An 11,765-nucleotide genomic window follows, 5' to 3' on the forward strand; every position below is an offset into this window, starting at 1 on the left:
CCCTGTTTCGCAACGTCCGTCCCCGGAGGGGATCAGAGCAGCGCCTTGACCTTCTCGGCGGTCGCCTCGGCGGTGATGCCGAAATGGGCGTAAAGCTCGGGCGCGGGGGCGGAGGCGCCGAAGCCCTCCATGCCCACGAAGCCGGCCTTCTTCTCCGACCCGCGCTCGGCGCAGAGCCAGCGGTCCCAGCCCAGGCGCACCGCGGCCTCGATCGCCACGCGCACCGGACCGGCGGGCAGGACCTTCTTGCGATAGGCCTCGTCCTGGGCGGCGAACAGCTCCTGGCAGGGCATGGAGACGACGCGGGTCCCGATCCCTTCGGCCTGAAGCAGGTCGCGGGCGGCGAGCGCGATCTCGACCTCCGAGCCGGTGGCCATCAGGATGGCGCGGCGCTTGCCCTCGGCCTCGGCCAGCACATAGGCGCCCTGGGCGACGAGGTTCCTGGACTGGTTCTTCAGGCGCACCGCCGGCAGGTTCTGGCGCGACAGGGCCAGCACCGAGGGCGCGTCCTGGGTGGTCATCGCCACTTCCCAGGCCTCCAGCGTCTCCACCGCGTCGGCGGGGCGGAACACCAGGGTGTTGGGGGTGGCGCGCAGCATGGCCAGATGCTCGACCGGCTGATGGGTCGGGCCGTCCTCGCCCAGGCCGATGGAGTCATGGGTCATCACGTAGATCGACCGCACGCCCATCAGCGCCGACAGGCGCATGGCGCCGCGGGCGTAGTCGGTGAAGCACATGAAGGTGCCGCCATAGGGGACCACGCCCCCATGCAGCGCCATGCCGTTCATCGCCGCCGCCATGCCGTGTTCGCGGATGCCGTAATAGACGTAACGGCCCTTGCGGTTGTCGGCGTCGAAGGTGCCCAGCCCGGTGGTCAGGGTGTTGTTCGATCCGGTCAGGTCGGCGGAGCCGCCCACGGTTTCCGGCGCGGCCGCGTTGATCGCGCCCAGCGCGATCTCGGAGGCCTTGCGGGTCGCGACCTTGGGGGCGTCGGCGACGAGCTTCTTCTTGAGCTTGCGCACCGCGGCGGCGAGCTTGGGCGAGGTCTCGCCGGTCATGACCCGCTCGAACTCGGCCTGCTTAGTCGCGGACAGCATCCCCAGGCGGACTTCCCAGGCGTAACGCTCGCCCGCGCCCTTCTTGCCGATCTCCGCCCACTGGGCGGCGATGTCGTTGGGGATCACGAAGGGCGCGTGGGACCAGCCGTAGATCTCGCGCACGGTCGCGATCTCCTCGGCGCCCAGCGGCGCGCCATGGGCGCCGGCGGTGTCCTGCTTCTTGGGGCTGCCGTAGCCGATATGGGTCTTGCAGGCGACCAGGGTGGGGCGGTCGTCGGCCTTGGCGGCGGTCAGGGCGCGGTCGATGTCGTCGGGGTCATGCCCGTCGCAGGACAGCACCGCCCAGCCCGAGGCGGAGAAGCGCGCCAGCTGGTCGGTGACGTCGGAGGCGTCGACCCGGCCGTCGATGGTGATGCCGTTGTCGTCCCACAGCACGATCAGCTTGCCGAGCTTCTGCTTGCCCGCGAGCCCGATCGCCTCCTGGGAGATGCCCTCCATCAGGCAGCCGTCGCCGGCGATCACCCAGGTGCGGTGGTCGACGATCTTCCTGCCGTAGCGCGCGGCGAGCGATTCCTCGGCCATCGCCATGCCCACGGCGGTGGCGAGCCCCTGGCCCAGCGGGCCGGTGGTGGTCTCGATCCCCTCGGCATGGCCGAATTCGGGATGGCCGGCGGTCTTGGCGCCCAGCTGGCGGAAATTCTTGAGCTGGTCGATGCCCATGCCCGGATAGCCGGTCAGGTGCAGCAGGGAATAGAGCAGCATCGAGCCGTGGCCGGCCGACAGCACGAAGCGGTCGCGGTCATGCCAGCCGGGATGCGCGGCGTCGAACTTGAGGTGCTTTTCGAACAGCACGGTGGCCACGTCGGCCATGCCCATCGGCATGCCGGGATGACCGGAATTGGCCGCCTGCACGCCGTCCATGGCGAGGGTGCGGATCGCCGCGGCTTTCATCCAGTGCTCGGGATGGCGGGCGCGGAGGGTGGGAATGTCCACGTGAATTCGCCTTTCGTCATCTTGCCGCCCGCCTGCGGGGGGCCGTGCGGGCGCGGGCCGGGGGGGCGCGGGCCGCGGCGGTCATGCATCGAAGGGGCCGCATGGTCAAGGGCGCGGCGGGGCCTCGCGCGCGGAATCCTCATCCGCGGGCGCTTGACGGGCGGGCCTGCGAGTGATCGAATCGCGCTCCACAGGCGTGATCGCGAAACGCGGCGCGCGAAGCGGAAACAACCGCGGAGGCCGGGCAGGCCACGGGACGGAGGGTTGCGCGTGGCGCAGACGCGAGGCACGGGGATCGCCGCGGCGAAGCGGACGCTTGCCGCGGCGCTGGGCGAGCTTGAGGCGGCCGTCGAGGATTTGCGGGAGGACGCGGAGAACGCCGCCGGGCTGGAGGAGGCCGAGGCCGCCGCCCGCGCCGCCATGTCCCGCGCGGTGGAGCTGGAGGCCGCTCTGACCGATCAGCGCCGCGCGTCGGAGCTGGCCGAAGCCGCCGCCGAGGCCGCGGAGGCCGACCGCGACGTGCTGCGCGACGAGCTCGCCGCCGCGCGGGAGGAACTGGCCCGCCTGCGCGCCCTGCGCGAAGAGGACGCCGCCATGATCGAGGAGGCGCTGGAGGAGTTGCGCGCCGTGGTTTGATCCGCGCCCGCGCTTTCATCCGCGCCCTGCGCCGCCTCGCCCGCCCCCATCCGCATCCGGAGACCGACCCCCATCATGGCTGACCTGGATATCGCCATCGCCGGCCGCAACTACCGCGTCGCCTGCGCCGACGGGGAGGAGGACAACCTCACCCGCGCCGCCGCCCTGCTGGCGGAGGAGGCCGAGACCCTGCGCGCCCAGTTCGGCGGACGCTTCGCGGCGTTGCCGGAATCGCGGGTGCTGCTGATGGCCTCGCTGATGCTGGGCGACCGCTTCCGCGCCACGCTGGACGCCGGCGCGGTGGAGCCCGGCGCCCTGGCCGCCGAGCCGGCCGAGCCGGCCGCGGGACAGCCCGGCTTCTTCGACGATCCCGAACTGGCCGCGCGCGTGGAGGCGCTGGAGGCCGAGCTGGCCGAGGCCCGCGAGGCCGAAGCCGCCGCCGTCGCCGCGCTGGAAGACGCCGCCGCGCGGGTCCGCACGCTCTCCGCGGAGATCCGCGAGGATGCGGAAGAGGATGACGAGGAGGGGGACGACGACCTCGACGCGGACGATGGTCCGGACGGGGCCGCCCTTGTCGCCGCGCCTGAAATGATGGCCGCCGACGATGGCGAGACCGACGAGGATGATCCCGACGACGAACTCGACGGCGATCTCGACGACGATCCGGAGGATGATCCGGAGGATGAGGCGCGCGCGGACGACGATCTGGACGTCAGCCTCGACGCCCCGTCGGAGGATGACCTCGACGACGACGATCCGGCGGAGGACGACCTCGACGATGAGGATGCGCTGGAGGACGGCGAACTCGACGAAGAGGACAGCCGCCGCTGATCCGCCTTTCGCCGGGGGGCGCCCGGCGCCGTAGGGGGCAGGGCGTCTCGCCCTCCGATCCGGCGGCGGTTGACAGCGCCGCCGCCCGCGCGATGCTCGCCCCATGACAGCCGCAGCCGCCCCCGCCCCCGCGCCCTTCGCCGCCCGTCTCGTCCGGGCTCCCCGCGCCCATGAGCCCGATCGCGGGCGCGAGAGCTGGGAGGCGCTCGCCCCCGATCTCGGCTTGCCGGAGCTGCGCCCGCTGATCGAGGGCGCCGCCGGGTCCTCCCCCTATCTGCGCGACCTCATGGCCAAGGAGGCCGCCTGGCTGCCCGGCGCGCTCGCCGGCCCGCCCGAAACCGCGCTCGCCGAAATCCTCGCCGACGCGGCGGCCGCCATCGCCGAGCCCCGGACCCTCGGGACCGCGCTGCGCCGGGGCAAGCGGCGGCTGGCGCTGCTGACCGGGCTCGCCGATCTGGGCGGGGTCTGGGGGCTGGAGGCGGTCACCGGCGCGCTCTCCGACTATGCCGACGCGGCGGTGGAGGCCGCGATCCGCGCGGGCCTCGCTGAGGAGATCGCCCGCGGCCGCCTGCCGGGGACGGAGGCGGACCCGAGCGGGACCTCGGGCCTCGTTTCCATCGCCATGGGCAAGGGCGGCGCGCGGGAGCTGAACTATTCGTCGGACATCGACCTGATCTTCCTGTTCGACGAGACCCGCCACGCCCCCGAGGATTACGCCGAGATCCGGGCCCGGCTGGTCAAGGTCTGCCAGGGCGCGGCGCAGCTGCTGTCGAAACCCACCGGCGAGGGCTACGTGTTCCGCACCGACCTGCGGCTGCGCCCCGACCCCTCGGTGACGCCGGTCTGCATCGGCATGGACACGGCGGAACGCTACTACGAATCCCTCGGCCGGACCTGGGAACGCGCGGCCTTCATCAAGGCCCGCGCGGCCTCGGGCGATATCGAGGCGGGGGAGCGGTTCCTGGGCGAGCTGCGGCCCTTCATCTGGCGCCGGTTCCTGGATTTCGCGGCCATCCGCGACGCCCATGACATCCGCCAGCGCATCCGCGACCATCGCGGCGTGGGCGGGGAGATCGCCGTGCCGGGCCATGACGTGAAGCTGGGCCGCGGCGGGATCCGGGAGATCGAGTTCTTCGTCCAGACCCGGCAGCTGATCTGCGGCGGCCGCGACCCGGCCCTGCGCCCGCGGGCGACGCGGCCGGCGCTCGCCGCCCTGACCCGCGCCGGCTGGGTGGCGGAGGAGACCGCCGCGACGCTGGACGCGGCTTACCTCGCGCATCGGGAGCTGGAGCACCGGCTGCAGATGGTCGAAGATCGCCAGACCCATTCCATGCCCACCGCGACCGAGGCCCGCGACCGCATCGCCGCGCTGGCCGGCTATCCGGACCGCGAGACGATGGAACGCGAGCTGGACGCCCGTTTCCACGCCGTGGCCGGGATCACCGAGACCTTCTTCGCCCCCGGCCAGTCCCGCAAGGCGCAGCCAGAGGCGGCGGCGGCGGACGCGCCCTCGGCCGCCGCGCTGCCCGCCACCGGGCTCGCGGCGCTGGAGGCGCGGGGCTTCGCGCGGCCCGAGGCCGGGGCGGCGCTGGTCGATCGCTGGCGGGAGGGGGCGATCCCGGCCACCCGCTCGGACCGCGCGCGGGGGCTGCTGGCGGAGCTGGAGCCGCTGATCCTGAACGCGCTGGCCCGCGCCGCCTCTCCGGACGAGGCGCTGATCCAGTTCGACCGCTTCCTGTCGGGCCTGCCGGCGGGCGTGCAGATCCTGTCGCTGTTCTCCGCCAATCCGCGGCTGCTGGACCTGATCGCGGAGATCTGCGCCGTGGCCCCGCGGTTGGCGGACGAGCTGGGGCGCAATTCGCGGGTCATCGACGCGATCCTGGCCACGGATTTCTTCCGCCCGCTGCCCGATGCCGACGCGCTGGAGGCGGAGCTGAAAGGCTGGCTGGCGCGGGAGGGGGAGGATTACGAACGCAAGCTCGACGCCGCGCGGGTCTGGGCCAAGGAGATGCGCTTCCGGATGGGCGTGCAGCTGCTGCGCGGCATCGCCGGGGCGGAGGAGGCGGGGCGCGGCTTCTCCGCCATCGCCGAGGCCGCGCTGCGCGCGCTGATGCCCGAGGTGGAGGCCGATTTCGCCCGCCGCTACGGCCCCGCGCCGGGGGCCGGGCAGGGGGGCGGGGCGGCGGTGCTGGCCATGGGCCGGCTCGGCAGCCGGGAGATGACGGCGAATTCGGATCTCGACCTGATCCTGCTGTTCGACGCGGCGGGGGAGGAGGCCTCGGACGGGCCGAAATCCCTGTCCTCGGCGGTCTGGTACGCGCGCTTCGCGCAGGCGCTGATCCGCGCGGTCTCGGCCAAGACGGCGGAGGGGGCGCTGTATGAGATCGACATGCGGCTGCGGCCTTCGGGGCGGCAGGGGACGGTGGCGACCTCGATCGAGGGGTTCCGCAACTACCACGCCGAGCGCGCCTGGACCTGGGAGCGGATGGCCCTGACCCGGGCGCGCGCCGTGGCCGGCCATGACGGGCCGATGGCGGCGGCGGAGGCGGCGATCGCCGAGGCGCTGGGGCGGCGCAGGGCGCCGGAGAAGACCCGCGCCGACGCCGCCGAGATGCGCGCGCGGGTGGCCGAGGCGGCCCGCGCCGGGCGCCGCGAGCCCTGGGCGGTGAAGCGGGTGCGGGGCGGGTTGATGGACGTGGAATTCGCCGCGCAGGCCGGGCTGCTGGCCGATATCGACGCCTCGCCCGAGGGCGGGAGCGAGACCGCCTGCGCCGCGCTTCCCCACGCCGTCGACGCCCCGCGCGCCTTGCGGGCGCTGGCCGAGCGGGGCGCGATGACGGTCGAGGACGCCGAGACCCTGGCCGAGGCCCATGCCCTCCAGTCCCGCGCCCTGCAGGCGTTGCGGGTGACGCTGGTCGGCCGCTTCGACCCCGAGACCGCGGGGGCCGGGATGGAGGGCGTGCTGTGCCGCGTCGCCGCCGGCGAGGACGCGGGCGCGGCGGGCGCGGCGGGTTCGGAAGCGAGCGGCGGGGGCGGCATCCCCGGCCTGGAAGCCGCCCTGCGCGCGGCGCAGGCGCGGGCGGGCGATGTGGTGGACCGGCTGCTGCCGCCGCCCGACGACGACGACGGGCCCGAAGCCGGCGCGGACCCGGCGCCGTGAGCCCTGCCGCCCGGCCGCTGCCGATCGTCTGGCATCCCGACTACATCGCCAGCCTGCGCCCCAACCATCCGTTCCCGATGTCCAAGTATCACTACCTGCGGCTGGCGCTGGAGGCGCGGGGGATGATGGGGCCGGGCGAGTGGTTCGCCCCCGCCGCCCTGCCGGCCCTGCGCATCGCCGCGGCCCATGAGATCGGCTATGTGGATCGGGTGATCGGCTGCACCCTGAGCGCGGAGGAGACGCGGCGCATCGGCCTGCCCTCCACCCCCGCCGTCGCCCGCCGCGCCACGCTGTCGAGCGCGGGCACGCTGCTCGCCGCGCGGCTGGCGATGGAGCACGGGCTGGCGGTCAACGCCGCGGGGGGCTCGCATCATGCGGGGCCGGATTACGGCTCGGGCTACTGCGTGTTCAACGACGTAGCGGTGGCGGCGCGGGCGCTGCTGGACGAGGGGCTGGCGGCGCGCATCCTGGTGGTGGATTGCGACGTGCATCAGGGCGACGGCACCGCGTGGATCTTCGAGAACGATCCGCGGGTGTTCACCTTCTCGATCCACGCGCAGAAGAATTTCCCGGCGAGGAAGGCGGTCTCGGACCTCGATGTCGGGCTGATGGACGGGCTGGGCGACGCCGATTACCTCGCGACGCTGGCCGATGCGCTGGCCCAGGCGCTGGAGCGGTCGGCCCCGGATTTCGTGTTCTACAACGCCGGGGTGGACCCGTGGGAGGGGGACCGGCTGGGGCGCCTGGCGCTGTCCTTCGACGGGCTGCGCCGCCGCGACCGTCTGGTGCTGGAGACGATCCGCGCCCGCGGTCTGCCGGTCGCCGCGGCGCTGGGCGGCGGCTATTCGCGCGATCCCGACGAACTGGCGGGGCGGCACGCGATCCTCTTCGAGGAAGCCGCGGCGCTGACCGGCACGGGAGCGGCGGGTTGACACCCGCCCTACGGGTCGGCGCGCGCGGGGCGTAGGGCGGGTGTCAACCCGCCGTCCCCGCATCCGCCAGGGCCTCGATCCGCAGCAGGGCGATGCGGCGGACCTGCTCCAGCGCCTCGGCGAACTCCGCCTCGGGGGCGTTCTCCACCCTCGCGCGGAAATCGGCGAGGATCTCGGTGCGATGCCGGCCGCGGACCGCGAGGATATAGGGGAAGCCGAACTTCGCCTTGTAGCGGTCGTTGAGGGACTGAAACGCGTCCAGCTCCTCCGCCGTGCACTGGTCGAGCCCGGCGCCGGCCTGTTCGGCGGTGGAGTCCGCGGTCAGCCCGCCCGCCAGCGCCAGCTTTCCCGCGAGGTCGGGATGCGCGCGCAGCAGCGCCAGCTGCCGGTCCCGCCCGCCCGCCATCACCTGCGCGTGCAGCGCAGCGGAAAGCCCGGCCGGCGTCGCCGCATCCGCGCCCATGCCCGCGTCGAAGGCGTTCTCCGCCACCCAGGGCGAATGCTCGTAGACCCCGCCGAAGCGGTCCACGAAGGCGGCGCGGCTCAGCGCGGTCGGCGCGGGGGAAGAGGGGGCGGCGGACATGGCGGCTCCTGCGTCGGTTATGCTGCGGCGCGAAATCGGGGCTTGGCGGGCGGCGCGCCGCAACGCTAACGTCGCTTGCCGGCCCATGAAAAGGCCTGCCGAAAATCGACAGCAACCGGCGCAGGGGGCCCGCGACGATGGAAGCCATTTTTCACGACTGGATCAGCTTCGCGGTGCGCGCGGCGCATATCGTTGCGGCGATCGGCTGGATCGGCTCCTCGTTCTACTTCATGTGGCTGGATTATTCGCTGCGCCATGACCCGGACCTGCCCGGCGGCGTGAAGGGCGAGAGCTGGTCGGTGCATGGCGGCGGCTTCTACCAGGTGCGCAAGTTCGCCGTGGCGCCCGAGAAGATGCCGCAGGTGCTGCACTGGTTCAAATGGGAGAGCTATTCGACCTGGCTCACCGGTTTCGCGATGATGGCGGTGACCTATTACTGGGGCGCCACCAGCTTTCTGATCGACCGCGAGGTGGCGGACCTGCCGGTGTTCGCGGCCATCGCCATCTCCATCGCCTCGCTGGGGGTGGGGTGGCTGCTCTACGACCAGCTGTGCAAATCGCCGCTGAAATCGCGGCCGGCGGTGCTGTTCGCCATCCTCTACGCGGCGATCCTGCTGCTGTGCTGGCTCTACGGCCAGATCTTCTCGGCCCGCGCGGCGTGGCTGCATACGGGCGCGGTGATCGCCACGATGATGTCGGGGAACGTGTTCCTGGTCATCATCCCCAACCAGCAGAAGGTGGTGGAGGCGCTGAAGGCCGGAGAGGCGCCGGACGCGAGATACGGCGAGATCGCCAAGCTGCGCTCGACCCACAACAATTACCTGACGCTGCCCGTGGTCGCGATGATGATCTCCAATCATTACCCGATCGCCTTCGGGCATCCGCATAACTGGATCCTGGTCGGCTACATCCTGGCGATCGGCGGGATCATCCGGCACTTCTTCAACATGCATGACCAGGGCAAGCATGGTCGGGCCGTCATGTGGCAGTGGCCGACGGCGACGCTGCTGTTCATCTGCATGATGTGGACGTCGGCCTGGCGGCCCGATCAGGGCTCGGCCGATCTGGACGCGGGGCGGGCGATGACCATCGTCGCCACCCATTGCACGGTCTGCCACGCCGCGAGCCCGCTGCACGAGAATTTCGAGGAGGCGCCGGGCGGGGTGATGTTCGACACGGTGGAGCAGATGCGCACCCATGCCCCCAAGATGCTGGCGCAGGCGGTGCTGTCCAACATCATGCCGCTGGGCAACGAGACGGGCATGACCGCGGAGGACCGCGCGGTGCTGGGCGCCTGGCTGCGCGCCGGCGCGCCGGAAGAATGAGACGCGGGGACATGAGACGCGGGGACATGCGCGGCGCGCGGGAGGGCGGTCGATGAGCACGCTGCTGCTGCGCGGGGCCGAGGTGCTGGTCACCATGGACGGCGCCCGCCGCGAGATCCCGGGCGGCGGGCTCTTTGCGCGCGACGGGGTGATCGAGGCGGTGGGCGCGCCCGCCGACCTGCCGCGGGATGCCGACGAGGTGATCGACGCTGCCGGCTGCGTGGTCACGCCGGGGCTGGTGAACACCCATCACCACCTGTTCCAGACCCTGACCCGCGCCGTGCCCGCGGGGCAGGACGCGCTGCTTTTCGGCTGGTTGCAGTCGCTCTACCCGATCTGGGCGCGGATGGGGCCGGAGGAGATCCGCGTCTCCGCCATGATCGGGCTGGCGGAGATGGCGCTGACCGGCTGCACCCTGTCCTCGGACCATCTCTACCTGTTCCCCAACGGCGCGCGGCTGGATGACGAGATCGACGCGGCCCGCGCGCTGGGGGTGCGGCTGCACGCCATGCGCGGCTCGATGAGCGTGGGGGAGAGCGCGGGAGGCCTGCCGCCGGATGCGCTGTGCGAGGCCGAGCCGGCGATCCTGGAGGACTGCATCCGGGTCATCGACGCCTTCCACGACCCGAACCCCGGCGCGATGATCCGGGTGGGGGTGGCGCCGTGCTCGCCGTTTTCGGTGAGCCCGGAGCTGATGCGGGATTCGGCGCTGCTGGCCCGCGACAAGGGGGTGATGATGCACACCCACCTGGCCGAGAACGACGAGGACATCGCCTTTTCGCTGGAACGGTTCGGGCAGCGGCCGGGGGATTTCGCGGAAGGGCTCGGCTGGACCGGGCCGGATGTGTGGCATGCGCATTGCGTGAAGCTGGACGCGGGCGAGATCGACCTGTTCGCGCGCTCGGGCACCGGGGTGGCGCATTGCCCGTGCTCCAATTGCCGGCTGGGCTCGGGGATCGCGCCGGTGCGGGCGATGCGGGATGCGGGCGTGAAGGTGGGGCTGGGGGTGGACGGCTCGGCCTCCAACGACGCGGGCGACCTGATGGGCGAGGCGCGCCAGGCCATGCTGTTGCAGCGCGTGGCCCGGGGCGCCGACGCGATGAGCGCGCGCGAGGCGCTGGAGATCGCCACGCGGGGCGGGGCGGCGGTGCTGGGGCGCGACGATCTGGGGTCGCTGGAGCCGGGCAAGCGGGCGGATTTCGCGGTGTTCGACGTGGGCGGGATCGCCCAGGCCGGGTCCTGGGACCTTGTGGCGGGGCTGGTGCTTTGCGCCCCGGCGCGGGCGCGGGAGGTGCGGGTCGAGGGCCGCGCCGTGGTCCGTGAAGGCCGCATCGCCATGGCCGGCTGGGACCGCGTGGCGGCGCGGCAGAAGGCGCTGACGCGCAAGCTCGCGGGGGCGTGAAGGACGGAGGGAGGACGGGGGAGGTGAAGGACGGGGGACGGGGTCGGGCCTCGCGGGGCTTCGCCCGCATCGTCCCGCCCGCCGTCCCCGGTTCCGGCCCGCCTTCGCGCGCGGTTCGCGACGTCTTCTGTCGCGAAAGGGGCGCGCCTGGGCGACCCCGGCCTGTCGGCAACGGACGCGCGGCGGGTCGGCGGGACGCCTAGAGAAGGCTCCCCGGCCGCGCGCCTCCGCGCCGCCCTTGCGAGACCGTTCCTCCATGCTCACCCCCGTCGCGCTGCCCGACCTGTTCTCCCGCGAGGATTGCGCCCGCATCATCGCGCTGGCCGAGGGCGGGGCGCTGGACGAGGCCCGCCTGGTCGGCGGCCGCGCCGTCGCCGAGAAACGCCGCGCCCGCATCGCCTGGCTGGACGACGAGGGCGCGGCGTCCTGGGTCATGGCGCGCCTGATGCGGGCGGTGGCGGACGCCAATCGCGACGGGTTCGGCTTCGACATCGAGGCGTTCGAGGAGCGCGGTCAGGTCGCGCTTTACGAAGAGGCGGCGGGCGGAGGCTTCGACTGGCATTCGGACGTGGGCGACGGCCCGCTGGCGCGGCGGCGCAAGCTGACCGTGGTGGCGCAATTGTCGGAGGACGGGGATTACGAGGGCGGGGCGCTGGAGGTGAACGGCGACGGGGCGCCGCGCGCCGCCTCCCGCGCGCAGGGGGGCGGCATCGCCTTTCCGTCCTTCGCGCTGCACCGGGTGGCGCCGGTGACCCGCGGCCGGCGCTGGTCGCTGACGATCTGGGCGCATGGCGCGCCGTTCCGCTGAGGCCCGGCGGAACGGCCGCCTCCCGGCTACGCCGCCC

Annotated in this window: 9 protein-coding genes; 7 read left to right on the forward strand and 2 right to left on the reverse strand. The window is 73.1% G+C overall.

Annotated elements, in window-relative coordinates; genetic code table 11:
- Nucleotides 1-32 precede the first annotated feature (32 nt).
- Nucleotides 33-2,051: a transketolase gene (gene tkt / locus BLV24_RS01750; protein ID WP_092679414.1), complete on the reverse strand. Its 2,019-nt coding sequence runs from the start codon at nt 2,049-2,051 to the stop codon at nt 33-35.
- Between the two features lie 270 nt (nt 2,052-2,321).
- Between tkt and BLV24_RS01755 the strand changes: the two genes are divergently transcribed.
- The 4 genes from BLV24_RS01755 (at nt 2,322) to BLV24_RS01770 (ending at nt 7,610) form a co-directional block, all read left to right on the forward strand.
- On the forward strand, nt 2,322-2,687 hold the full coding sequence (locus tag BLV24_RS01755) for a hypothetical protein (protein WP_092679415.1): 366 nt from the start codon (nt 2,322-2,324) through the stop codon (nt 2,685-2,687).
- A gap of 75 nt (nt 2,688-2,762) precedes the next feature.
- On the forward strand, nt 2,763-3,518 hold the full coding sequence (gene zapA, locus BLV24_RS01760) for a cell division protein ZapA (protein ID WP_092679416.1): 756 nt from the start codon (nt 2,763-2,765) through the stop codon (nt 3,516-3,518).
- Between the two features lie 103 nt (nt 3,519-3,621).
- Nucleotides 3,622-6,678 (forward strand): bifunctional [glutamine synthetase] adenylyltransferase/[glutamine synthetase]-adenylyl-L-tyrosine phosphorylase, encoded by a 3,057-nt coding sequence (locus tag BLV24_RS01765; protein ID WP_092679417.1) that lies wholly within the window; start codon nt 3,622-3,624, stop codon nt 6,676-6,678.
- Nucleotides 6,675-7,610: a histone deacetylase family protein gene (locus BLV24_RS01770; protein WP_218133324.1), complete on the forward strand. Its 936-nt coding sequence runs from the start codon at nt 6,675-6,677 to the stop codon at nt 7,608-7,610. The genes BLV24_RS01765 and BLV24_RS01770 overlap by 4 nt, the downstream gene beginning before the upstream one ends.
- 43 nt (nt 7,611-7,653) lie before the next feature.
- Here the strand turns inward: BLV24_RS01770 and uraD are convergent, their stop codons facing one another.
- Nucleotides 7,654-8,193 (reverse strand): 2-oxo-4-hydroxy-4-carboxy-5-ureidoimidazoline decarboxylase, encoded by a 540-nt coding sequence (gene uraD / locus BLV24_RS01775; protein ID WP_092679418.1) that lies wholly within the window; start codon nt 8,191-8,193, stop codon nt 7,654-7,656.
- Between the two features lie 137 nt (nt 8,194-8,330).
- Here uraD and BLV24_RS01780 point away from each other — a divergent pair, with 137 nt between their 5' ends.
- The 3 genes from BLV24_RS01780 to BLV24_RS01790 all read left to right on the forward strand — a co-directional run bounded on the left by BLV24_RS01780 (nt 8,331) and on the right by BLV24_RS01790 (nt 11,728).
- On the forward strand, nt 8,331-9,518 hold the full coding sequence (locus BLV24_RS01780; protein WP_092679419.1) for a urate hydroxylase PuuD: 1,188 nt from the start codon (nt 8,331-8,333) through the stop codon (nt 9,516-9,518).
- Nucleotides 9,519-9,570: 52 nt separating this feature from the next.
- Nucleotides 9,571-10,920 (forward strand): 8-oxoguanine deaminase, encoded by a 1,350-nt coding sequence (locus BLV24_RS01785; RefSeq protein WP_092679420.1) that lies wholly within the window; start codon nt 9,571-9,573, stop codon nt 10,918-10,920.
- 256 nt (nt 10,921-11,176) lie between these two features.
- Complete coding sequence (locus tag BLV24_RS01790; RefSeq protein ID WP_092679421.1) at nt 11,177-11,728, forward strand: 2OG-Fe(II) oxygenase; 552 nt, start codon at nt 11,177-11,179, stop codon at nt 11,726-11,728.
- The last annotated feature ends 37 nt before the right edge of the window (nt 11,729-11,765 follow it).

It is taken from the genome of Albimonas donghaensis (assembly GCF_900106695.1).
Classification (GTDB): domain Bacteria; phylum Pseudomonadota; class Alphaproteobacteria; order Rhodobacterales; family Rhodobacteraceae; genus Albimonas; species Albimonas donghaensis.